The organism is Agromyces sp. NSFZ (genome assembly GCF_056156205.1).
Window position 1 is genome coordinate 2068430 of record NZ_CM149585.1, and the last position, 21811, is coordinate 2090240.

The 21811-nt window shown below is 71.0% G+C and carries 21 protein-coding genes, 1 tRNA gene and 1 other RNA gene; 12 read left to right on the forward strand and 11 right to left on the reverse strand.

Features of this window, described 5'->3' with window-relative positions; genetic code table 11:
• Nucleotides 1-198: 198 nt before the first annotated feature.
• Nucleotides 199-720: a DUF3145 domain-containing protein gene (locus ACVFI9_RS09765; protein ID WP_474766102.1), complete on the forward strand. Its 522-nt coding sequence runs from the start codon at nt 199-201 to the stop codon at nt 718-720.
• Between the two features lie 172 nt (nt 721-892).
• Here the strand turns inward: ACVFI9_RS09765 and ACVFI9_RS09770 are convergent, their stop codons facing one another.
• The 6 genes from ACVFI9_RS09770 to aceE form a co-directional block, all read right to left on the reverse strand.
• On the reverse strand, nt 893-2128 hold the full coding sequence (locus ACVFI9_RS09770; protein WP_474766104.1) for a beta-ketoacyl-[acyl-carrier-protein] synthase family protein: 1236 nt from the start codon (nt 2126-2128) through the stop codon (nt 893-895).
• Nucleotides 2129-2206: 78 nt separating this feature from the next.
• The gene (locus ACVFI9_RS09775) at nt 2207-2455 is read right to left on the reverse strand and encodes an acyl carrier protein (RefSeq protein WP_056731598.1); all 249 of its coding nucleotides are present in this window, start codon (nt 2453-2455) and stop codon (nt 2207-2209) included.
• Nucleotides 2456-2520: 65 nt separating this feature from the next.
• Nucleotides 2521-3525 (reverse strand): beta-ketoacyl-ACP synthase III, encoded by a 1005-nt coding sequence (locus ACVFI9_RS09780; RefSeq protein WP_474766105.1) that lies wholly within the window; start codon nt 3523-3525, stop codon nt 2521-2523.
• 32 nt (nt 3526-3557) lie between these two features.
• Nucleotides 3558-4481, reverse strand: a complete 924-nt coding sequence (locus ACVFI9_RS09785; RefSeq protein WP_474766107.1) for an ACP S-malonyltransferase — start codon at nt 4479-4481, stop codon at nt 3558-3560.
• Between the two features lie 103 nt (nt 4482-4584).
• A complete protein-coding gene (locus tag ACVFI9_RS09790; protein ID WP_474766108.1) occupies nt 4585-5799 on the reverse strand; it encodes a PucR family transcriptional regulator in 1215 nt (404 codons plus the stop codon).
• A gap of 12 nt (nt 5800-5811) precedes the next feature.
• The gene (gene aceE / locus ACVFI9_RS09795; RefSeq protein ID WP_474766109.1) at nt 5812-8538 is read right to left on the reverse strand and encodes a pyruvate dehydrogenase (acetyl-transferring), homodimeric type; all 2727 of its coding nucleotides are present in this window, start codon (nt 8536-8538) and stop codon (nt 5812-5814) included.
• A 171-nt stretch (nt 8539-8709) separates the two neighbouring features.
• On the opposite strand from aceE, the gene ACVFI9_RS09800 reads away from it, so the two are divergent.
• Nucleotides 8710-9174, forward strand: coding sequence for a peroxiredoxin (locus ACVFI9_RS09800; protein WP_474766111.1), 465 nt, complete (start codon nt 8710-8712; stop codon nt 9172-9174).
• Between the two features lie 67 nt (nt 9175-9241).
• Nucleotides 9242-9314 (forward strand) — tRNA-Val (locus ACVFI9_RS09805).
• A 28-nt stretch (nt 9315-9342) separates the two neighbouring features.
• Here the strand turns inward: ACVFI9_RS09805 and ACVFI9_RS09810 are convergent.
• Nucleotides 9343-9666 (reverse strand): DUF2249 domain-containing protein, encoded by a 324-nt coding sequence (locus ACVFI9_RS09810; protein WP_474766112.1) that lies wholly within the window; start codon nt 9664-9666, stop codon nt 9343-9345.
• A gap of 26 nt (nt 9667-9692) precedes the next feature.
• Between ACVFI9_RS09810 and ACVFI9_RS09815 the strand changes: the two genes are divergently transcribed.
• The 3 genes from ACVFI9_RS09815 to ACVFI9_RS09825 are packed head-to-tail and all read left to right on the forward strand — an operon-like array spanning nt 9693 to nt 14301.
• A complete protein-coding gene (locus ACVFI9_RS09815; RefSeq protein ID WP_474766114.1) occupies nt 9693-10394 on the forward strand; it encodes a helix-turn-helix transcriptional regulator in 702 nt (233 codons plus the stop codon).
• Complete coding sequence (locus ACVFI9_RS09820) at nt 10391-11611, forward strand: hypothetical protein (protein ID WP_474766116.1); 1221 nt, start codon at nt 10391-10393, stop codon at nt 11609-11611. Before ACVFI9_RS09815 ends, ACVFI9_RS09820 begins: the two co-directional genes overlap by 4 nt.
• Nucleotides 11608-14301, forward strand: a complete 2694-nt coding sequence (locus tag ACVFI9_RS09825) for a multicopper oxidase domain-containing protein (RefSeq protein WP_474766118.1) — start codon at nt 11608-11610, stop codon at nt 14299-14301. The genes ACVFI9_RS09820 and ACVFI9_RS09825 overlap by 4 nt, the downstream gene beginning before the upstream one ends.
• A gap of 12 nt (nt 14302-14313) precedes the next feature.
• Here ACVFI9_RS09825 and ACVFI9_RS09830 read toward each other — a convergent pair whose 3' ends face one another.
• Nucleotides 14314-14682 carry a VOC family protein gene (locus ACVFI9_RS09830; protein ID WP_474766120.1) on the reverse strand — a complete coding sequence of 123 codons (369 nt, stop codon included), beginning with the start codon at nt 14680-14682 and terminating at the stop codon, nt 14314-14316.
• Between the two features lie 95 nt (nt 14683-14777).
• On the opposite strand from ACVFI9_RS09830, the gene ACVFI9_RS09835 reads away from it, so the two are divergent.
• From ACVFI9_RS09835 to rnpB, 4 genes are all read left to right on the forward strand, one after another.
• Nucleotides 14778-15239: a MarR family winged helix-turn-helix transcriptional regulator gene (locus ACVFI9_RS09835; RefSeq protein WP_474766121.1), complete on the forward strand. Its 462-nt coding sequence runs from the start codon at nt 14778-14780 to the stop codon at nt 15237-15239.
• A gap of 67 nt (nt 15240-15306) precedes the next feature.
• Nucleotides 15307-16101: a Nif3-like dinuclear metal center hexameric protein gene (locus ACVFI9_RS09840; protein WP_474766225.1), complete on the forward strand. Its 795-nt coding sequence runs from the start codon at nt 15307-15309 to the stop codon at nt 16099-16101.
• A 37-nt stretch (nt 16102-16138) separates the two neighbouring features.
• Nucleotides 16139-16876: a zinc ribbon domain-containing protein gene (locus ACVFI9_RS09845; protein WP_474766123.1), complete on the forward strand. Its 738-nt coding sequence runs from the start codon at nt 16139-16141 to the stop codon at nt 16874-16876.
• 75 nt (nt 16877-16951) lie between these two features.
• Nucleotides 16952-17346, forward strand: an RNA gene (gene rnpB, locus ACVFI9_RS09850) — RNase P RNA component class A.
• A 171-nt stretch (nt 17347-17517) separates the two neighbouring features.
• Here the strand turns inward: rnpB and ppgK are convergent.
• Nucleotides 17518-18273 carry a polyphosphate--glucose phosphotransferase gene (ppgK, locus tag ACVFI9_RS09855; protein ID WP_474766124.1) on the reverse strand — a complete coding sequence of 252 codons (756 nt, stop codon included), beginning with the start codon at nt 18271-18273 and terminating at the stop codon, nt 17518-17520.
• Between the two features lie 43 nt (nt 18274-18316).
• Complete coding sequence (gene map / locus ACVFI9_RS09860) at nt 18317-19180, reverse strand: type I methionyl aminopeptidase (RefSeq protein WP_474766125.1); 864 nt, start codon at nt 19178-19180, stop codon at nt 18317-18319.
• 11 nt (nt 19181-19191) lie between these two features.
• Here map and ACVFI9_RS09865 point away from each other — a divergent pair, with 11 nt between their 5' ends.
• The gene (locus ACVFI9_RS09865) at nt 19192-19377 is read left to right on the forward strand and encodes an SPOR domain-containing protein (RefSeq protein WP_474766126.1); all 186 of its coding nucleotides are present in this window, start codon (nt 19192-19194) and stop codon (nt 19375-19377) included.
• 117 nt (nt 19378-19494) lie between these two features.
• On the opposite strand, the gene panB is transcribed toward ACVFI9_RS09865, so the two are convergent.
• Nucleotides 19495-20382: a 3-methyl-2-oxobutanoate hydroxymethyltransferase gene (panB, locus tag ACVFI9_RS09870; protein WP_474766127.1), complete on the reverse strand. Its 888-nt coding sequence runs from the start codon at nt 20380-20382 to the stop codon at nt 19495-19497.
• A gap of 87 nt (nt 20383-20469) precedes the next feature.
• Here panB and ACVFI9_RS09875 point away from each other — a divergent pair, with 87 nt between their 5' ends.
• Complete coding sequence (locus tag ACVFI9_RS09875; protein ID WP_474766128.1) at nt 20470-21807, forward strand: glutamine synthetase family protein; 1338 nt, start codon at nt 20470-20472, stop codon at nt 21805-21807.
• The last annotated feature ends 4 nt before the right edge of the window (nt 21808-21811 follow it).

Consider the following 21811-nt stretch of genomic DNA (forward strand, 5'->3'; position numbering starts at 1 on the left):
ACGATTCACCGAGTATATGGTTCGCGGCGGTTCATCGCGATCATTCCCATGGCCCACGAACGGGCGTGTGCGCCTTGTCTCCCGCGTGGATCCGGGGCATACTCGTGCATGACGGCTCGCCGTCCACAATCGAACACCCGCTTTTCCGGTGGTTCCGAGGTCGTAGGGGAAGACGCACCTCGAGAACGGAGAACGGAGATGGCGGAGAAGATCACGCGGGCGTCGCGCACCGCGCGAGGCGTGCTGTTCGTGCACTCCTCGCCGAAGGCGATGTGCCCGCATGTGGAGTGGGCGGCAGGCCGTGCGCTCGGCAGCGCCGTGAACTTCGACTGGGCCGAGCAGCCCGTCTTTCGCGGCCTCATGCGCACCGAGTTCTACTGGGAGGGTCCTCCCGGCACCGGTGCGAAGCTCGCCTCCGCGCTGCGCGGGTGGGAGCAGCTCCGGTACGAGGTGAGCGAGGACCCGGCGCCAGGCTCCGACGGTGCCCGGTGGATGCACACCCCCGAGCTCGGCGTGTTCTACGCGCAGACCGACTCGGCGGGCAACATGGTCGTGCCCGAGGACCGCATCCGGTACGCCATGGAGGTCGCCGGGCTCGACGCGGTCGAACTGCATCGCGAGCTGCGGCTCGCGCTCGGCCAGGCGTGGGACGACGAGCTCGAGCCGTTCCGCCACGCGAGTGACTTCGCTCCGGTCGTCTGGTTGCACCAGGTGGGCTGAGCGGAACCGCCGCCCGCGGTGGCGTGACGCGAGGTCGGATGACCCTTCCCGGCGACGCACGACCGAAACCGCGGGCCGCGCATGAGAAGACCCCGGCACCCTCGAAGGGACCGGGGTCTTCTCGCGTCCGAGCGCCGCGGCAGCCGCCGCAACCGCGGCTCCCGCGCGCTGGTCAGGCGGTGCGGAACGCCGCCACGGCGTTGTGCCCGCCGAAGCCGAACGAGTTCGAGATCGCGATGAGGTCACCGTCGCCCAGCGCGCGAGGCGAGGTGACGACGTCGAGCGGGATCTCGGGGTCCTGCTCGGTGAGGTTGATGGTCGGGGGAGCGGTGCGCTCGTGCAGGGCGAGCGCCGTGAACACCGCCTCGATCGCGCCGGCCCCGCCGAGCAGGTGCCCGGTCGACGCCTTCGTGGCGGTCACCGCGATGCCGTCGAGGGCGTCGCCGAACACGCGGCGCAGCGCGTTGTACTCGGCGATGTCGCCGACCGGCGTGCTCGTCGCGTGCGCGTTGACGTGCGCGACGTCGGTGAGCGCCGCACCCGCTCCTTCGATGGCCTGCTTCATGGCGCGCGCCGCGGCCGATCCTTCGGGGTCGGGCGCCGTGATGTGGTACGCGTCGCTCGTGACCGCGCCGCCGAGCAGCTCGGCGTAGATGCGGGCGCCGCGAGCCTTCGCGTGCTCCTCGGTCTCGACGACGAGCGCCGCGGCGCCCTCTCCGAGCACGAACCCGTCACGCGCGGTGTCGTACGGTCGCGACGCGATGGCCGGTTCGTCGTTGCGACGCGACAGCGCCTGCATCGCGGCGAAGGCCGCGATCGGCAGCGGGTGGATGGCCGCCTCCGAGCCGCCCGCGATGACGACGTCGGCGAGTCCCTGCTGCAGATGGTCGTAGGCGTTCACGAGCGCCTCGGTGCTCGACGCGCACGCGGAGACGACCGTGCGGATGCCGGCACGGGCATGCAGGTCCATGCCGATCGCCGCGCCCGGCCCGTTGGGCATCAGCATCGGCACGGTCATGGGCAGCACGCGACGGGGGCCGCGTTCGCGCAGCGTGTCCCACGCGTCGAGCAGCGTCCACACGCCGCCGATGCCGGTCGACCAGTCGACGGCGAGGCGTTCGGGGGCGACCTCGGGGGCGCCGGCGTCGGCCCATGCCTCGCGCCCCGCGATGAGGGCGAACTGGCTCGACGGGTCGAGGCGCTTCAGCTCGTGGCGCTCGAGGATGTCGGCCGTCGCCACCTTGGCGGTCGCGGCGAACGTCACCGGGAGCTCGAGCTCCGTGGCCCATGCCTGGTCGAGGTGACGGGCACCGGACTCACCCGCGAGCAGCGCGTTCCAGCTGTCGCGGGCGGTTCCACCGAGCGGCGAGGTCGCGCCGACGCCGGTGATCACGATCTTCTTGGTCATTCGAGAGCACTCCGTAGGAGGGAAAGGTCATGCGGAAGGCGGGCCGCACGCACGTCGTGCGACCCGCCCGAGCAGCGACTAGGCCTGGGCCTTGACGATGAAGTCGACGGCGTCGCCGACGGTCTTGAGGTTCTTCACCTCTTCGTCGGGGATCTTCACGTCGAACTTCTCCTCGGCGTTGACGACGATCGTCATCATCGAGATGGAGTCGATGTCGAGGTCATCGGTGAACGACTTGTCCAGCTCAACCGTGTCGGTCGCGATGCCGGTCTCGTCGTTGATGAGCTCGGCCAGGCCGGCAAGCACTTCTTCGGTGGACAATGCCATTGTTCTTCTCCTTGGGGGTGTCTCGTTTGACCGAGACACAGTCTAGATGGACGAGGGTCGGCGGTTCAGGGCAGAACCACCACTTGGGCGCCGAACACGAGTCCGGCCCCGAAGCCGATCTGGAGGGCGAGGCCCCCCGAGAGCTCCGGATGCTCCTGCAGCAACCGGTGGGTCGCGAGCGGGATCGAGGCGGCCGAGGTGTTGCCGGTCGTCGCGATGTCACGGGCGATCACGACCGACTCGGGCAGCTTCAGCTGCTTCGCGAACTCGTCGATGATGCGCATGTTGGCCTGATGGGGGATGAACGCGGCGAGGTCGGCGCTCGTCACGCCCGCGGCATCCAGTGCCTGCTTCGCGACCTTCGCCATGTCCCACACGGCCCAGCGGAACACCGTCTGGCCCTCCTGGCGGAGCGTGGGCCATTCGGAGCGACCGTCGCGGAACTCGGTGAGGGTGTGGTTCATGCCCACCGCGTCCGCCTTCGAGCCGTCGGAGCCCCAGATCGTGCGGGCGATGCCCGGGAAGTCGCTCGGGCCGATGACCACGGCACCCGCGCCGTCGCCGAGGAGGAACGAGATCGAGCGGTCGGTGGGGTCGACGACGTTCGAGAGCTTCTCGGCGCCGATCACGAGCGCGTAGTGCGCGACGCCCGTGCGGATCAGCGCGTCGGCCTGGGCCACGGCGTAGGCGTAGCCCGCGCACGCGGCGTTCGCGTCGTAGGCGGCGGCCGGGTTCGCACCCACGCGATCGGCGACGACGGCGGCGATCGAGGGCGTCTGCTGCACGTTCGAGATGGTCGCGACGATGACGAGGTCGATGAGCTCGGGCGCGACGCCCGACTTCGAGATGGCCTCACGGGCGGCGTCGGTGGCGAGGTCGACCGCCTCGACGTCGGCTCCGGCACGCATGCGCGTGATGATGCCGGTGCGCTGCTGGATCCACTCGTCGGAGGAGTCGATGGGACCGACCAGGTCGTCGTTCGGCACGGCGTTCTCGCCTCGTGCCGCACCGACCGCGTAGATGCGCGTGTAGGCGGGTCCGTGCGACTGCTGCAGGGTGGGTTTGGTCATGCTCTCGTGTGTGCCTCTCGTCGTGCCCGGGATCAGGCGGCCTGCTCGATGAGTTCGAAGGCGGCCGGCAGGTCGTCGGGCGTCTTCACCGCGACCGTGGGCACGCCCTTGAGGGCACGCTTGGCGAGACCCACGAGGGCGCCGGCCGGGGCCACCTCGATGAGGCCCGTGATGCCGGCTTCGGCGAACGACGCCATGCAGCGGTCCCAGCGCACGGGGGACGACACCTGCCCGACGAGCAGGTCGACGAATGCGCTGCCGGATGCCACGCGGCTGCCGTCGTGGTTGGTCCAGAGCGTCACGCCGGGGTCGGAGACGTCGTGGTTCTCGGCGGCGACGGCGGCGAGGCGCTCGACCGCGGGGCGCATGTACCGGGTGTGGAAGGCGCCGGCGACCTGCAGCGGGATGACCCGCGCCCCGGCCGGCGGTTCGGCCTTCAGCGTGTCGAGCGCGTCGAGCGCGCCCGCCACGACGATCTGGCCTCCGCCGTTGAAGTTCGCGGGCTCGAGCCCGAGCTCGTCGAGACGCGCGAGGAGGGCCTGCTCGTCGGCGCCGATGACCGCGCTCATGCCGGTCGGCACGAGCGCTGCGGCATCCGCCATCGCACGGCCGCGCTCGGCGACGAAGTGCATCGCGTCGGCGTCACGCAGGACCCCGGCACCCACGGCGGCGGTGATCTCGCCGACCGAGTGCCCCGCGATGCCGCCGATGCGGGTCGCGCGGCCGTCGCCCAGGAGCCCGTCGAGCGCCAGCAGGCCGGCCGCGACGATGAGCGGCTGGGCGATGGCGGTGTCGCGGATCGTGTCGGCGTCGCTCACGGTGCCGTGGGTCGCGAGGTCGACGCCCGCGGCCTCGGAGAGCCGGTCGAGGTGTTCGGCGTAGGCCGGTTCGGCAAGCCAGGGGGCGAGGAATCCGGGGGTCTGCGAGCCCTGTCCAGGGCAGACGACGACGATCACCCTCCCTATCCTGCCAATCCGGCAGGGGCCGGGTGTGTGTCGATGCGACAAGCTCTCGCGAGAAGCCTTGTGCGTGGCCCACATGACACGCACCAACGGGGCGTCACGACGGACGTCGGCGCGGCTGGTGCTCGTGGTCGCTCATCGACCCGATGATGAGGGCCGACTGCAGGATGAGGGCCTCGCGAGCACCGGTGGCATCCCACCCGATCACGTCGGAGACGCGCTTCAGGCGGTAGCGCACGGTATTCGGGTGCACGAACAGCTCCCGGGCGGTGGCTTCGAGCGACCGTCCGTTGTCGAGGTAGCTCCAGAGCGTGGTGAGCAGCTCGGTGGAGTGCGCCTGCAGCGGCCGGTAGATGCGGTGCACGAGCGTCGCGCGCGCCAGCGGGTCGCCGGCCAGCGCCCGCTCGGGGAGCAGGTCGTCGGCATGCACGGGCCGCGGCGCATGGCGCCAGGAACGGGCGACCGCGAAGCCCGCGAGTGCGGCCTTGGCGCTCTTCGAGGCGTCGACGAGGTTCGGCACCTCGTGACCGAGCACGAGGTGACCCGGGCCGAAATGCGGTTCGAGCTGCGTGGCGATCTCGAGGAAGGTGATCGCGGGCGACGTGCCGATCGTCTCCTCGGACTCCCGGCTCAGCGGATCGGAACGGCCGATCACGAGCACGAGACGGTTGCCCTGCACGCCGATGAGCACGTCGGCCTGCATGTGCCGGGCCGCACGCCGCACGTGGTCGACGTCGAGCTGCTTGGGCGCGGTGCCGACGAGCACCGCGACCTCGCCGTGACCGTGCCAGCCGAGTGCGGCGATGCGGCTCGGCAGCTCGTCGTCGTACTCTCCGGAGAGGATCGAGTCGACGACGAGCGCTTCGAGGCGGGCGTCCCACAGGCCGCGCGCCTCGGCGGCCCGCGCATAGACATCGGCGGCCGCGAAGGCGATCTCGCGCGAGTAGAGGAGGATCGCCTCGCGCAGCGGTTCGCCGCCGTCCTTCACGACGCGGTCCTCCACGACCTCGACCGTGACCCTGATGAGCTGCAACGTCTGCTGCAGGCTCACCGAACGGAGGAGTTCACGCGGAGCCGCACCGAACACGTCGGCGGCGATCCACGGCGTCGACTTCGGGTCGTCGAACCAGGCGATGAACGAGGAGATGCCCGCCTGGGCGACGAGGCCCACCGCCGAACGCCGGCTCGGCGGCATGTCGCCGTACCACGGCAGCGTGTCCTCGAGGCGCTTCAGCGTCTGGGTCGAGAGCTCGCCCGCGATGGTTCGCAACCACGCCAGCGTCTCCGCTTTCGTCCTGGGCTTCGTCGCCACCTCGTTCGCCCGCTAGCTCTCGCCGCCGGCCGTCCCGGTGGTGCCGGCGTTCACGTCGTGGAGCCGGTACTTCTCGATGGCCTGGGCCGGCAGTGACCGATCGACCTCGCCGCGCTCGGCGAGGAGCTCGAGCGCGCGCACCACGATCGACGGGCCGTCGATCTTGAAGAACCGACGAGCGGCCGGCCGGGTGTCGGAGAAACCGAACCCGTCGGCGCCGAGCGTCGCGAAATCGCCGGGCACGTACGGCCGGATCTGGTCGGGCACCGCGTGCATGAAGTCCGACACGGCCACGACCGGTCCCTGCACACCCGAGAGCTTGCGGGTGAGGTACGGGGTCCGGCGCTCGGCATCGGGGTTCAGGAAGTTGTGCTCGTCGGCGGCGAGGCCGTCGCGGCGCAGCTCGGTCCAACTGGTGACCGACCACACGTCGGCGGCGAGACCCCAGTCGACCTCGAGGAGGTGCTTGGCCTCGAGGGCCCACGGCACGGCGACGCCGGAGGCGAGCAGTTGCGCCTTCGGCCCCTGCGCCTGCGAGTCCGCGATGCGGTGGATGCCGCGAACGATGCCCTCGACGTCGACGCCCTCGGGCTCGGCGGGCTGCACGATGGGCTCGTTGTAGACCGTCAGGTAGTACATGACGTTCGGGTCGGGGTGCGAGCCACCGTACATCCGGTCGAGTCCGGCCCGCACGATGTGGCCGATCTCGTAGCCGTATGCGGGGTCGTACGCGACCACGGCCGGGTTCGTGGCGGCGAGGAGCAGCGAGTGGCCGTCGGCGTGCTGGAGTCCCTCGCCCGTGAGCGTGGTGCGGCCGGCGGTCGCGCCGATCATGAAGCCGCGCGCCATCTGGTCGCCGGCGGCCCAGATCGCGTCGCCCGTGCGCTGGAACCCGAACATCGAGTAGAAGACGTAGATCGGGATCAGCGGTTCGCCCTGCGTCGAGTACGAGGTGCCGACGGCCGTGAACGCGGCGACCGCGCCGGCCTCGTTGATGCCGACGTGCAGCATCTGGCCCTGGGGGCTCTCCTTGTAGGCGAGCAGCAGCTCACGGTCGACCGAGGTGTAGTGCTGGCCGTTCGGGTTGTAGATCTTCGCGTTCGGGAAGAACGCGTCCATGCCGAAGGTGCGCGCCTCGTCGGGGATGATCGGCACGATGCGGTGGCCGAAGTCCTTGGACCGCATGAGGTCCTTCAGCAGGCGCACGAACGCCATGGTCGTGGCGATCTCCTGCGTGCCCGAGCCCTTCTTCGCGATCGCGTAGGCCGAGTCGTCGGGCAGGGTGATGGCGGTGTGCGTGTGGCGGCGCTCGGGCAGGTAGCCGCCGAGGGCACGGCGACGCTCGTGCAGGTACTGGATGGCCTCGTTCTGGTCGCCGGGGTGGTAGTACGGCGGCAGGTAGGGGTTCTCCTCGAGCTGCGCATCGGTGATCGGGATGCGCATGGTGTCGCGGAACGTCTTCAGGTTGTCGAGGGTCATCTTCTTCATCTGGTGGGTCGCGTTGCGACCCTCGAAGGCAGGACCCAGGCCGTAGCCCTTGATGGTCTTCGCCAGGATGACCGTGGGCTGGCCCTTGTGCTCGACGGCGGCCTTGAACGCCGCGTACACCTTGCGGTAGTCGTGGCCACCTCGCTTGAGGCCCCAGACCTGGTCGTCGGTGAGGTCCTTCACGAGTTCGAGCGCCCGCGGGTCGCGGCCGAAGAAGTTCTCGCGCACGTAGGCGCCCGACTCCGCCTTGTAGGTCTGGTAGTCGCCGTCGGGCGTGACGTTCATGAGGTTGCGGAGCGCGCCGTCGGCGTCGCGGGCGAGCAGGTCGTCCCACTCGCGGCCCCAGACCACCTTGATGACGTTCCAGCCCGCGCCGCGGAAGAAGCTCTCGAGCTCCTGGATGATCTTGCCGTTGCCGCGCACGGGTCCGTCGAGACGCTGCAGGTTGCAGTTGATGACGAACGTGAGGTTGTCGAGGCCCTCGTTCGCGGCGACCTGCAGCTGGCCGCGGCTCTCGACCTCGTCCATCTCGCCGTCGCCGAGGAAGGCCCAGACATGCTGGTCGGAGGCATCACGGATGCCGCGGTTGGTCACGTACTTGTTGAGCTGCGCCTGCCAGATCGCGTTGATCGGTCCGAGGCCCATCGACACCGTCGGGAACTGCCAGAACTCGGGCATCAGGCGCGGGTGCGGATACGACGACAGGCCGTCGGGCGCGTGCGACTTCTCCTGCCGGAACCCGTCGAGCTGATCGGTGCCGAGCCGGCCCTCGAGGAACGCGCGAGCATACATGCCGGGGGAGGCGTGGCCCTGGAAGAAGATCTGGTCGCCGCCGCCGGGGTGGTCCTGACCGCGGAAGAAGTGGTTGAAGCCGACCTCGTAGAGCGACGCGGATGACGCGTAGGTGGAGATGTGGCCGCCGACCGCGATGCCGGGCCGCTGCGAACGGTGCACCGTGACCGCGGCGTTCCATCGGATCCACGCACGGTAGCGCCGCTCGATCTCCTCGTCGCCGGGGAAGTCCGGCTCGTTCTCGGGGGCGATCGTGTTGAGGTAGTCGGTGGTCGGCACCATGGGAACACCGAGGTGGAGTTCCTTCGAGCGCTTCAGCAGGCTGAGCATGATCTCGCGAGCCCGTTGGTGCCCCTTCTCGGTGACGAGAGCGTCAAGGGATTCGGCCCATTCGGATGTCTCCTCGGGATCGGAGTCCATCGATGCGACCGAGTAGGGGTCCTGGTCGTTGACAGTCACACTCGACCTCTCTCTTCAGCAGATCATGCCTGCGGGTGTGTGGGGGTGGCACGACGGAGGGACCGGATCACGGTCGCGTGGCACCACGCCATCCTAGTGATTCTATGCCTCGCACGCGGGGGCTAGGCTTGCTGCTCGTCCACGCCGCGAACACTGGAAGCGAGACATCCGATGATCCTTGAACCCGGCAGCCGGGCCCCGGAGTTCACCCTCGTGAACCAGTTCGGGCAGTCCGTCCGGCTCGAGTCGCTGCTCGCCGAGGGGCCGGTCACGCTCGTCTTCTTCCCGCTCGCGTTCTCGGGCATCTGCCAGGGCGAGCTCTGCGAACTGCGTGACAACTTCGCCATGTTCGAGGCCGGCGATGCGCAGCTCGTGGCGGTTTCCGTGGACTCGAAGCACACGCTCCGGGCGTGGAGCGAGGCGCAGTCGTACGACTTCCCGCTCCTCGCCGACTTCTGGCCGCACGGCGAGGTGGCGGCCGCCTACGGCGCGTTCGACGAGGAGACCGGCGTCGCGCAGCGGGCGACGTTCGTCATCGGCACCGACGGGGTCATCCGTGCGAGCTTCGTCACCCCGCGGGGTCGGGCCCGCTCCCTCGAGCAGTACCGGGAGGCCCTCGCCGCCGTCTCCGCCTGAGCGGCGGCACCGGCCGACGACCGCCGGCGCGGCGGGATACCATGGGCGTGCACTGCGCACCGTGCAGGGGCCTTTAGCTCAGTTGGTAGAGCGCCACGTTTACACCGTGGATGTCGTCGGTTCGAGCCCGGCAGGGCCCACTCCGCATCGCGCGCGGTCGTCGACGGATCAGGCTGCGCTGACGCGCATCAGGCGGATCCGCCAGCGGTCGGGACCCTGCGTCAGGTAGTCCACCTCGAACGACGCCGGGCGTCGCTCCGCGAGCTGCGTGAGCAGCGGCACGGGGTCGTGCGTCGCCGACAGCACGATGCCGGCGCCCGGGCGCAGCGCGTCGAGCGCGCCGAAGATCGCGGCGTGGCGCACGGCGTGCGGGATCGTCTGCACGTCGAGCTCGGGCAGGGTGTCGTCGTGTTCGCCGCAGGCGCATGCATGCGCCGGAGCGGCGCCCTCGGTCGCGTCCTCGAGCGTGCGGTGGATCTGGATGTCGGCCATGCCGGAATTTTACTACAATGAATTCCGTGGAAAATCACACGGATCGCTCCGACGCGATGGTCCCGCCCCGCCGGTCGTCGAGCGGGCGCGCGCACTCGGCGTCGCGCGAGCGGCTGCTCCGGCTGCTGGAGGCGCAGCGCGTCCCGACGTCGCTCGCCGCGATCGTGCGGGCCACGGGGCTGCACGAGAACACGGTGCGCGGCCACCTCGAGAGCCTGGAACGAGACGGATTCGTCACCCGGCGTCGGGCCGAGGCATCCGGTCGCGGTCGCCCCGCCTGGCTGTGGCAGGCCGTACGGCGCGACCCGTCGACGCCGTACGCACCGCTCGCCGGCGTGCTCGCGGCGACCCTGCTGCGCACGAGTGCCGACCCCGTGGGGGAGGCACGTGAGGCCGGTCGGCAGTGGGGGCGCGAGCTCATCGCCGCCGAGGCGCACGACGAAGGACGCGAGCGTCCGACGGATGCCGCATCCGCTCGCAGCAGGCTGGTCGAGCTCATGCGCGAGCAGGGCTTCGCCCCGCACGCCCTCGCCGACCACGAGACCGTCCTGCTCCGGCGCTGTCCCCTGATCGAGGCGGCCTCGCGGAACCCCGAGGTGATCTGCGCCGTGCACCTCGGCATGGTCGACGGCGCGCTCGAGTCGCTCGGGGTCCGGGGCGCCGCCCCCACGCTCGTTCCGTTCACCGGTCCCGGCGAGTGCACCCTCCGGGTGCCGGTCCAGGCATGAGCGCGGCGGTTCCGACGGCCGGAGCGGGCGACGCCCGCGTCGACGCACGGGACATCCCGGCCCTCGCGGATCGTCGCATCGGTGACCACGGCCGACGCCCGGTTCCCCTGCGTGCCGTCTGGATGCTCCCTGCCGCGGTCGGGCTCCTCGCGGGACTCGATGCGGCGCTGCTCCTGCTCGGACTGCCGGCACCGATCACCTCGGAGCGGCTCGCGCAGGTGCACGGGATGGTGCTCGTGCTCGGCTTCGTCGGCACGCTCGTAGCCCTCGAGCGGGCCACCGCCCTCGGTCGATGGATGGGATTCGCCGCGCCGGCGCTCCTCGGCGCCGGCGCCGTGCTGCTCGTCCTCGACATCGTGCCGCTCGTCGTGGGAAAGGCCGTGCTGGTCGCGGGCTCCGCCGCGTTCACGCTCGTGTACCTGCCACTGTGGCGTCGCCAGCGCGACGCCGCACTGCTCACGCAGCTGCTGGCCGCCGCACTCGGCTGCGCCGCGGCGATCCTCTGGCTCGGTGACGTCGCGGTCGATCGACTGTTCCCGTGGCTCGTCGCGTTCGTGGTGCTCACGATCGCCGCCGAACGGGTCGAGCTCGCGCGCATCACCATGGGGCCGCGCGCGGGCGAGCGCCTGCTGCTCGCGGGCTGGGCGATCGTGGCGGCGCTCGTCGTCTCGCTCGTCTCGGCCGACGTGGGCGCGACGCTGCTCGGCGCGACGCTCGCGGTGCTCACCGTCTGGCTCGTGCGACACGACGTCGCCCGGCGCACGATCAGGGCGCGCGGCGTGACCCGGTTCATGGCCGCGTGCATGCTCGGCGGCTATGCGTGGCTCGCCGTCGCCGGCGGCATCCTCCTCGTCGGCCACCCGGATGCGAGGCCGGGCTACGACGCCGTGCTGCACGCGGTGTTCCTCGGCTTCGCGATGTCGATGATCATGGCGCACTCCACCACGATCCTCCCGGCCGTGCTGCGTCGGCCGCTGCCGTACCGGCCGGTGTTCTGGGTGCCCGTCGTGCTGCTGCATGCGGGGCTGGTCGTGCGGATCGCGCTCGGCGACGGGCTCGGCGGCATGCCCGCATGGCAGCTCGGGGGAGTGCTGAACATCGCGGCGCTCGTGCTGTTCCTCGTGCTCTCGGTCGGCAGCTCCGTGATCGGCGAGCCGCCTCGTGCCGAGCGGCGGCGCGTGGCGGCCGACGGCGCCGCCGGGAGCGCGGCGTCGTGAGCGCCCCGCCCCGCTCACGCGGCTTCCAGCCCCTGCGCGACCTGCCGACGGTCCTGTGGCTCGTCCTCCTCCTCGTCGTCGTGTTCGCGCACCGCGACCTGCCGGCGCCGCGGTGGCTCATGCTGCACCTGCTGCTGCTCGGTGCCGTGACCCATGCGATCCTCGTGTGGAGCCAGTACTTCTCCTTCGCGCTGCTGCGTACGAAGCAGGGCGCCGCCGACCGCACCCGTCAGTCATGGCGGCTCTCGCTCTCGAACTCGGGGGCGCTGCTCGTGCTCGTCGGGGTTCCGACGGGCATCTGGGCGCTCACGCTGGCCGGTGCGGCGGCCCTCGTGTCGGCGGTGGTGTGGCACGCCGCGAGCCTCGTGGCGAGGGTGCGCGGGGCCCTGCCGGGCCGATTCGGTGGCACCGTGCGGTACTACGTCGCCGCGGCGTCGTTCCTTGTCGTCGGCGCCGGACTCGGAACATGGCTCGCGCGCGGGCTCGGCGCATCCGACGCCGAGGGCCTGGTGCTCGCGCACGCGCTCATCAACCTCCTCGGCTGGGTGGGGCTCACCGTCGCCGGAACCCTCGTGACGCTGTGGCCCACCATGCTGCGCACGCGAGCCGACGAGCAGGCGGGACCCGCCTCCGTTCGAGCGCTCCCCGTGCTCGCCGGTGCCGCCGCGGTCGCCGCGGTCGGTGCCGCCGCCGGGCTGGAGCTCGTCGTCGCCGTCGGACTGCTCGGGTATGCGGCGGGCCTCGGGCTCATCGCCGTCGGCATGCTGCGTGCGGCGCGCACGGCACCCCCGCGCAGCTTCGCCGCAGGCTCGGTGGGCGCCGCGGTGCTGTGGTGGGCGGGTTCGCTCCTGGCGATCGCGATCGCCGCGCTCGGCTCCTGGGCGACGGGCGTCGGCTTCGCACCGGTGCATGGCCTCGTCGATGCCGTCGTGCCGTTCATCGCCGCCGGCTTCGCCGTGCAGGTGCTCATCGGCGCCCTGAGCTACCTGGTTCCGGTGGTGCTCGGCGGCGGCCCGACCCCGGTGCGCGCCGGTACGAGGATGCTCGATCGCGGCGCGGCGCTGCGTCTCGCGACGGCGAACGCCGCGCTCGTGGTGTGTGCGCTCCCGGTGAGCAGTCTCATGCGAGTGGTGGCCTCCGTGCTCTACGTCGCCGCCATCGCGTCGTTCCTGCCGCTGCTGTTCGCCGCCATGCGCGCGCAGCGCCGCGCCAAGGCTGCGATCGCGCGCGCCGGCGCGCCCGGCGCGCCGACCGGGCCGGATCGTCCGCACGGCCCGATCACGCCCGAGGGGGACCGCCTGCCCGGCCAGCGGGCCGGGCAGGCGATGCTGGGGCTCATCGTGGTCGTGCTCGCGGTCGTCGCCGCCGCGGCGGCGCAGCCTCAGGCGCTCGGACTTGCGACCGGCAGCTCAGGGAGCGTGCTCACCGCCGCCACCGCCGCCGCCGACCGGACGCCGGTGCAGACGGTCGAGGTGACCGCCGCCGACATGCGATTCACGCCCGACCGCATCGAGGTGCCGGCCGGTACCCGACTCGTCATTGAACTCACGAACGCCGACGACGAGCAGCTGCACGACCTGGTGCTCGAGAACGGCGTGCGCGCCCCGCGACTCGCGCCCGGCGACTCGGCGCGGCTCGACGCCGGCGTCGTCACCGGCGACCTCGAGGGGTGGTGCTCGATCGTGGGCCACCGCGCCATGGGCATGACGCTCGACATCGTCGCGACGGGCGCATCGTCCGAGTCCGCCGCAGGGCACGACCACGCGGCATCCGGCGTCCGCGCCTCGGACGCCGCGGCCGACGCGGCCTACGATCCGACCGCCGAACCCGGCGACGGGTTCACGCCGCACGAGGCCGAACTGGAACCGCTGCCCGCATCCGACGGGCCGGTGACGCACCGAGCGACCTTCACCGTGACCGAGCAGGTCGCCGAGGTGGCGCCCGGCGTGCGCCAGACGCTCTGGACCTTCAACGGCGCGGCACCCGGGCCGACGCTGCACGGGCGCGTGGGCGACCGGTTCGAGATCACGCTCGTCAACGACGGAAGCATCGGGCACTCGATCGATTTCCACGCGGGCGCGCTGGCACCCGACGAGCCGATGCGCACGATCGAGCCTGGCGAGCGGCTCAGCTTCTCGTTCACCGCCGAACGGGCGGGCATCTGGATGTACCACTGCGCCACGATGCCGATGAGCGCGCACATCGCGAACGGGATGTTCGGCGCGCTCGTCATCGAGCCCGACGGGTTGCCCGAGGTCGACCGCAGCTTTCTGCTCGTGCAGTCGGAGTCGTACCTCGGGCCGCCGGACGGCGAGGTCGACGTCGAGCAGCTCGCCACCGGCGATCCCGACCTCGTGATGTTCAACGGCTACGCCGATCAGTACGCCCACGCGCCCCTCGCCGCTCGCGTGGGGGAGCGGGTGCGGGTGTGGGTACTCGACGCCGGGCCGGTTCGAGCGACGAGCTTCCACGTCGTCGGCGCGCAATTCGACACGACGTGGTCGGAGGGCGCGTACCTGCTCGATGCCCGGGACGGCGGCGACGGCGGCGCACAGGTGCTTCCGCTCCTGCCCGCCCAGGGCGGATTCGTCGAGCTCGCGTTCCCCGAAGCGGGCCACTACCCGTTCGTCTCGCACGTCATGATCGACGCCGAACGCGGTGCGCGTGGGATCTTCGAGGTCAGCGAGTGACGGCCGACGGCGTCAGCGGCCGTCGTGCACCGTGATGGCGTAGCCGTCGGGGTCGAGGAAGCTGAAGGTCGCGCCGAACGGCCCATCGAGGGGCGGTGCCACGATCGGCACGCCGCTCGCGGCGAGCGCGTCGTGCAACGCCCGCGCATCGTCGGCGTGGAGCCACAGCGCGACGCCGAGCCCGGGTCGCTCCGCCGCCTCGAGGTCGACGCCCGGAAGCGGCTCGCGCACCGCGAAGGGGATGGGGCTCGTGTCGAAGACCACCGCCCCCGGCGGGGATGCGACCGCTCGGGTGAGCCCGAGGTGCCGTTCGTAGAAGGCCGCCGCTCGAGGCAGGTCGAGCACCTGCAGGGCGATGAAGTCGGGTCCGGTCACGTTCATGGTGGTCTCCGTGTTTCTCACTCGAATCGGATGTCAGGAAAGTGACACCCGCATGTCAGGATCCTGACATTCTGAATGTATGTCAAGCTACTGACATGCGACCGACGATGGAGGACCTCGGCGAGGTCATCGGCTACGTCCTCAAACGAGCCCAGTCAGCACTGCGGGCACGCATCGACGAGGCACTGCGACCGCTCGGGCTGACCACGCCGCAGTACGCGTGCCTCGAACTGCTGCAGCGGACGCCGGGCATCTCGGGGGCGGAGCTCGCGCGGGGCGCGTTCGTGACCCGGCAGACGATGAACGTCGTGCTCCGCGGGCTCCAGGACCGAGGCCTCGTGACCCGCGCCGATGAAGCGCCATCCGGCCGCGCGCGACCGGTCACGCTCACCGGCGAGGGCGCGCAGCTCCTGGCCGAGGCAACCGACCGGGTCGCCGCGATCGACCAGCTGATGATCAGCGGCCTCTCCGACGCCGAACGACTCGACCTCCTCGACTACCTCGGGCGGTGCATCACGGAGCTCGAGGGACGGCCCGACGGCCGGTCGCCCGCCTGACGCGCCCGGTTCCACCTGGTACGGCGACGATAGGCTGGGGCGCGTGCCAGTCGTACTCGCCGAGGTCATGTCCACGATCGATCGGCTGTGGCCCATGGAGGGCGCCGAACCCTGGGACGCACCCGGCCTCGTCACCGGAGACCCGGATGCCCCGGTCCGACGCGTGCATCTCGCCGTCGACGCGGTCGGCAGCACGGTCGACGAGGCCATCGAGGCGCGCGCCGACCTGCTCATCGCCCACCACCCGCTGCTCCTCCGCGGGGTCACGACGATCGCCGAGGACCGTTACAAGGGCGCCCTCCTCGCACGGCTGATCCGGGCGAACTGCGCCCTCCTCGCGGCGCACACCAACGCCGACGTCGTGGAACACGGCACCTCGGCGGTGCTCGCCGACCGCCTCGACCTCGTCGACGTGCGCCCGATCGTACCCGGCACCGACCCCTCTCTCGGCCTCGGGCGCGTCGGCCGGCTCGCCGAACCCACCACGCTCGGCCGACTCGCGCGCCGCCTCGCCGAGATCCTGCCCGCGACGGCCACGGGCGTCCGTGCGTCGGGCGGCTTCGACGATCCGGTTCAGACGGTGGCGCTGTGCGGCGGTGCCGGCGATTCCCTCCTCGGCGACCCTTCGGTGCGTGCTGCCGACGTGTACATCACCGCCGACCTCCGGCACCACCCGGCATCCGAGGCCCGTGAGCAAGCGCTCCTCGGCGGCGGGCCCGCGCTCATCGACGTGTCGCACTGGGCGAGCGAGTGGCTCTGGCTCGACGCGGCCGCCGCCGAGCTCCGCACGGCGCATCCCGAACTCGACGTGCAGGTGAGCGAACTCCGCACCGACCCCTGGGACTTCCAGGTCGTGCAATGATGACCACTTCCCCCTCCGACCCCACGAGGAGCACCACGTGAAGGCAACCCCCGCCGACCAGCAGGAACTGCTCAGGCTCCAGGCGCTCGACACCCGCCTCCAGCAGCTCGCACATCGGCTCGGTTCCCTCCCGCAGGCAGCCGAGCTCACCGAGCTCGGCAAGCGCGACACCGCCGTGCGCGGCCGGCGCGCCGAGGCGATGGGCACCCTCGAGACGGCTCGCGGCGAACTCACTCGGCTCGAGTCCGACGTCGCGATGGTCGAGGCTCGCATCGCGCGCGACGGCGACCGGCTGCAGCACACCTCTTCGGTGAAGGATGTCACCGCCCTCGAGTCCGAGCTCGCGTCGCTCGCGAAGCGGCGCTCCGACCTCGAAGACCAGGAACTGGTCGTCATGGAGCGCGTCGAGGACGCCGAGCGCGAGCTCGCCGCGATCGACGAGGATCGCGCGTCGATCGCGGCAGCCATCGAGAAGCTCGAGGCCGAGCGCGACGAGGCGGCTGCCGGACTCGCCCTCGAGCGCGACGCCGCCGAGCGTGATCGCGTCGTCGTCTCGGGCGAGGTGCCGGCCGAGCTGCTCGCGTTCTACGAACAACGACGCGCCCGCGGTGCCGGCATCGGCGCGGCACTGCTGCGCCAGCGCACCTGCCAGGGCTGCAACATGACCCTCACCGGCTCCGATCTCGACACCGTGCGCAGGGCCGCAGCCGATGACGTGCTGCTCTGCCCCGACTGCGACCGCATCCTCGTGCGCACGGAGGAGTCGGGCATCTGAGCGGGCGGTCGCGGTGCCCCGATGGACGCCGACGAACCGGAGGTCCGGTTCCGGCCGGTACTCTGGAAGGGCGAGTGGGTCGGCAAGACGGCCGCGTCATCCGGATCCTGCGCCTTCGGGCGTGGTGACGGATGCCGAGGAACGTCCGGGCTCCACAGGGCAGGACGGTGGGTAACACCCACCCGGGGCAACCCGCGAGACAGTGCCACAGAAAGCAGACCGCCTCGGGCTTCGGCCCGCGGTAAGGGTGAAACGGTGGGGTAAGAGCCCACCAGCGGCCGCGGTGACGCGGTCGGCTCGGTAAACCTCGTCCGGAGCAAGGCCAGACAGGGAACCATGGGGCGGCCCGCCCCGTTCCCGGGTAGGCCGCTGGAGGGTCACGGCGACGTGGCTCCGAGAGAGATGGCCGTCCAGCCGGTGTCGCGCAAGCGCCCGGTGAACAGAACCCGGCGTATCAGCCGGCCCGCTCGCACCCTGAGGCGTGGCGCCGCCTGAAGCGATCGCGCAGCGATCGCGCAGCGATCGCCGGCGGCGACACGCCACAGGGTGCGCCGTCGAGAGGTTTCGAGCGTCATGGCGTCGGCGGGAGCCCGACCCCGTGCGCTCCGAGAACGGCGTGATGTCGAGAACGAGTGCCGGACTCAGTGCGTCGCCAGCGACGCCGCACCGAGGATGCCCGCGTTGTTGCGGTGCACCGCCGGCACGATCGGGGTCTGCAGGTCCAGCAGCGGCAGGAACTGCTCGTGGTGCTTCGACACGCCGCCGCCGACCACGAACAGGTCGGGCGAGAAGAGGGACTCGAGGTGCGAGTAGTAGCGCTGCAGGCGCTCCGCCCACTGCTGCCAGCTCAGCGACTCGCGTTCCATGGCCGAGTACGCGGCACGACGCTCGGCATCGTGTCCGTCGAGTTCGAGGTGCCCGAGTTCCGTGTTCGGCACGAGCGCACCGTCGTTGATGAGCGCCGACCCGATGCCGGTGCCGAGGGTGGTGAGGATCACGACGCCGTCGACCCCGGCCACCGCGCCGTATCGGAGTTCGGCGATGCCCGCGGCATCCGCATCGTTGATGAAGTGGATCTCGCGCCCGAGCGCCTGCTCGAAGAGCTCCTCGGCGGGCAGGCCGATCCACTCCTCGGAGATGTTCGCCGCCGAGAGCGTGCGGCCGTGCTTGACGACGGCGGGGAAGCAGAGGCCCAGCGGCAGCTTCGTGCCGTCGGCTTCCTCGGCGATGCCCGCGAGCAGTTCCTCGGCGGCGTGCAGGATGTCGCGGGGCCGACCGCCCTCGGGCGTGCGCACCTTGAACCGCTCGCTGACGAGCTGCCCGGTGCCGAGGTCGACGACCGCCCCCTTGATGCCCGTGCCGCCGATGTCGATGCCGATCGCGTGGTCAGTCGCCATGGCGCCACACTATCGCGGGGGTCCCCGGCAGCTGAGCGCAGGGTCAGGGAAGCGTCAGGATCTCGGCACCGCGCTCGGTGACGACGAGGGTGTGCTCGAACTGCGCGGTGAGCGACCGGTCGCGCGTCACGACCGTCCAGTCGTCGTCCCACACGTCCCAGGTGATGGCCCCGAGGGTGAGCATCGGCTCGATCGTGAACACCATGCCGGGCTCCATGACCGTGTCGAATTCGGGGGCGTCGTAGTGGGGGATGACGAGCCCCGTGTGGAACGCCCGGCCCACGCCGTGCCCGGTGTAGTCGCGCACGACGCCGTAGCCGAACCGCTTCGCGTACGCCTCGATCGCGCGGCCGATGACGTTCACCTGCCGACCCGGGGCGACGGCCCGGATGCCACGGGCGAGCGCCTCGCGGGTGCGCTCGACGAGCAGCGCCGTCTCGTCGCGCGGCTCGCCCACGACAAACGTGTGATTGAGGTCGCCGTGGTATCCGTCGAGGTAGGCGGTGACGTCGAGGTTCACGAGGTCGCCGTCGTCGAGCACGGTGTCGTCGGGGATGCCGTGGCAGATGACCTCGTTCACCGACGTGCACGACGACTTCGGGTAGCCGCGGTATCCGAGCGTCGACGGGTAGGCGCCGCGGGACACCACGAAGTCATGGGCGATGCGATCGAGTTCGTCGGTCGTGACGCCTGGCCTGATGGCGGATGCCGCGGCCTCGATCGCGCCCGCGGCGATACGCCCTGCGGCGCGGATCCGCTCGATCTCCTCGGGCGTGTATCGGTCGCCGTCGCGGTTCGGCGTGGGCGCAGCGCGACCGACGTACTCGGGGCGTGCGATACCCGGCGGCACCTCACGGATCGGCGACAGGCGACCGGGGATCAGGTGGCCGGAGGGGTCCTTGGGCATAGGATCAGCCTATGGCCGAGGACGTCGAACACCTGTTCTGGTACAACATGAGGACCGGTGGGGTCGAGCAGGGCTTCCAGTCGCCGGCGGTCGAACGGGTAGGGCCGTTCGAGACCCGCGAGGAGGCCGAACGAGCCCTCGAGATCCTGCGCGCGAACAGCGCGAAGTGGGCCGAGGAGGAGGCGGCCGAAGACTGACCGGCCGCTGTCACCGTCGCGCAATCGCGCCTCCCGTGTTCCCGTTCCCGCGTCGCGTGGCCGGCGCAGCGGCAACGCGACGCGGGAACGGGAACACGGGGTGAACCCCCGGAACGCTTACTCGTAGCTGTGCTCGGCGTCGGGGTAGCTGCCCGACTCGACGTCGGCGCGCCATGACCGCGCCGCCTCGCCGAGGACGCCCGCCAGGTTCGCGTACTGCTTCACGAACTTCGGCACGCGCCCGATGGTGAGACCCGCCCAGTCGGTCCATACGAGCAGCTGCCCGTCGGTGTGCGGTCCCGCCCCGACGCTGATGGTCGGGATCTCGAGGAGCTCGGTCACCTGCCGCGCGGCATCCGCCGGCACCATCTCGAGCACGACGGCGAAGGCACCCGCCTCCTGCACCGCCTTCGCGTCGGCGAGGAGCTGCTGCACGCCTTCGCCGCGACCCTGGATGACATGGCCGCCGAGGCCGTGCTCGCTCTGCGGCGTGTAGCCGATGTGGCCCATGACGGGGATGCCCGCGCCGACGATGCGCCGGATCTGCTTGGCGCTGCGTTCGCCGCCCTCGAGCTTCACCGCGTGGGCCCCGGTCTCCTTCATGAACCGCACGGCGGTCTTGAGCGCGTCCTCCGGGCCGTTCTCGTACGAGCCGAACGGCATGTCGGCCACGACGAAGGCACGTTGCACGGCACCGGCGACGGCCCTCGTGAGCGGGATGAGCTCGTCGAGCGTCACCGGCAGGGTGGTGTCGTAGCCGAGCACGGTGTTGCCCGCCGAGTCGCCGACGAGGAGGAAGTCGATGCCCGCCTCGTCGAAGATGCGCGCCGTGAGCATATCGTAGCTCGTGAGGCCGGTGATCTTGATGCCCTCGCGCTTGGCGTTCTGGAAGTGCCGCGTGCGCACGCGCTTCGGTCCTCCGGTCGCCGCGGCGCCGCCGTACGGATTCGTCTCGGCAGGGGAGGAGCTCGCGGATGCTGGGTCGTTCACAGGCTGCTCTGGCATGTCGCCAGTCTGGCACAACGGGACATCCCGCCCGGCGCTGCGCCCGTCGCCGAACGGCTACCCTGAGAGGTGCGAGAGAGGGTGTGGATGGATAAGCAGCGCGACTTCGTTCTCCGGACCATCGAGGAACGCGGGGTCAAGTTCGTCAGGCTCTGGTTCACCGATGTCGTGGGCACACTGAAATCGGTCGCGATCGCGCCGGCCGAGGTCGAGGGCGCGTTCACCGAGGGCATCGGGTTCGACGGCTCGGCCATCGAGGGGCTCAGCCGCACCTACGAGTCCGACCTGCTGGCGTTCCCGGACCCGACCACCTTCCAGACCCTGCCGTGGCGTGGCGACATCGACCCCACGGCGCGCATGTTCTGCGACATCACCACGCCCGACGGCGAGCCCGCAGTCGCCGACCCGCGCAACGTGCTGAAGCGCACGCTGGCTCGCGCGGCCGATCGCGGCTTCACGTTCTACACGCACCCCGAGATCGAGTTCTACCTGCTGAAGGCGTCGAAATACGGGCCCGACGGCCCGCAGCCGGTCGACTCGGCCGGATACTTCGACAACGTGCCCGGCGGCACCGCGCACGACTTCCGCCGACGCTCGGTGCGCATGCTGGAAGACCTCGGCATCTCGGTGGAGTTCAGCCACCACGAGGCCGGGCCGGGCCAGAACGAGATCGACCTCCGCTACGCCGACGCCCTCACGACGGCCGACAACATCATGACCTTCCGCACCGTGGTGAAGGAGGTCGCCATCGAGCAGGGCGTCTACGCGACGTTCATGCCGAAGCCCTTCTCGCACAACCCCGGCAGCGGCATGCACACGCACCTCTCGCTCTTCGAGGGCGACGCGAACGCGTTCTTCGAGGCGGGCGCCCAGTACCAGCTGTCGAAGATCGGCCGCCAGTTCATCGCCGGCCTGCTGCGCCACGCCAACGAGATCTCGGCCGTGACGAACCAGTTCGTGAACTCGTACAAGCGCCTCTGGGGCGGCGACGAGGCGCCGAGCTTCATCTGCTGGGGCCACAACAACCGCTCCGCCCTCGTGCGCGTGCCGCTCTACAAGCCCAACAAGGGCCAGAGCGCGCGCGTCGAGTACCGCGCCATCGACTCGGCGGCGAACCCCTACCTGGCCTTCTCGCTGCTGCTCGCAGCCGGGATGAAGGGCATCGAGGAGGGGTACGAGCTGCCGTCAGAGGCCGAAGACGACGTGTGGGCGCTCACCGACAGCGAGCGCCGTGCGCTCGGCTACCACCCGCTGCCGGCGAGCCTCGACCACGCCATCGAGTACATGGAGGAGTCCGAGCTCGTCGCCGAGACGCTCGGCGAGCAGGTCTTCAACTACGTGCTCGCGAACAAGCGGGCCGAGTGGCGCGACTACCGCTCGCAGGTGACGCCCTTCGAGTTGCAGCGCAACCTCGAGATCCTCTGACGCG

Bases quoted from the DNA above. Each gene is read 5' to 3' on its own strand.
- ACVFI9_RS09765 (WP_474766102.1), top strand. From the start codon at position 199: ATGGCGGAGAAGATCACGCGGGCGTCGCGCACCGCGCGAGGCGTGCTG.
- ACVFI9_RS09770 (WP_474766104.1), bottom strand. From the start codon at position 2,128: ATGACCAAGAAGATCGTGATCACCGGCGTCGGCGCGACCTCGCCGCTC.
- ACVFI9_RS09775 (WP_056731598.1), bottom strand. From the start codon at position 2,455: ATGGCATTGTCCACCGAAGAAGTGCTTGCCGGCCTGGCCGAGCTCATC.
- ACVFI9_RS09780 (WP_474766105.1), bottom strand. From the start codon at position 3,525: ATGACCAAACCCACCCTGCAGCAGTCGCACGGACCCGCCTACACGCGC.
- ACVFI9_RS09800 (WP_474766111.1), top strand. From the start codon at position 8,710: ATGATCCTTGAACCCGGCAGCCGGGCCCCGGAGTTCACCCTCGTGAAC.
- ACVFI9_RS09810 (WP_474766112.1), bottom strand. From the start codon at position 9,666: ATGGCCGACATCCAGATCCACCGCACGCTCGAGGACGCGACCGAGGGC.
- ACVFI9_RS09820 (WP_474766116.1), top strand. From the start codon at position 10,391: ATGAGCGCGGCGGTTCCGACGGCCGGAGCGGGCGACGCCCGCGTCGAC.
- ACVFI9_RS09830 (WP_474766120.1), bottom strand. From the start codon at position 14,682: ATGAACGTGACCGGACCCGACTTCATCGCCCTGCAGGTGCTCGACCTG.
- ACVFI9_RS09835 (WP_474766121.1), top strand. From the start codon at position 14,778: ATGCGACCGACGATGGAGGACCTCGGCGAGGTCATCGGCTACGTCCTC.
- ACVFI9_RS09840 (WP_474766225.1), top strand. From the start codon at position 15,307: ATGTCCACGATCGATCGGCTGTGGCCCATGGAGGGCGCCGAACCCTGG.
- ppgK (WP_474766124.1), bottom strand. From the start codon at position 18,273: ATGGCGACTGACCACGCGATCGGCATCGACATCGGCGGCACGGGCATC.
- map (WP_474766125.1), bottom strand. From the start codon at position 19,180: ATGCCCAAGGACCCCTCCGGCCACCTGATCCCCGGTCGCCTGTCGCCG.
- ACVFI9_RS09865 (WP_474766126.1), top strand. From the start codon at position 19,192: ATGGCCGAGGACGTCGAACACCTGTTCTGGTACAACATGAGGACCGGT.
- panB (WP_474766127.1), bottom strand. From the start codon at position 20,382: ATGCCAGAGCAGCCTGTGAACGACCCAGCATCCGCGAGCTCCTCCCCT.
- ACVFI9_RS09875 (WP_474766128.1), top strand. From the start codon at position 20,470: ATGGATAAGCAGCGCGACTTCGTTCTCCGGACCATCGAGGAACGCGGG.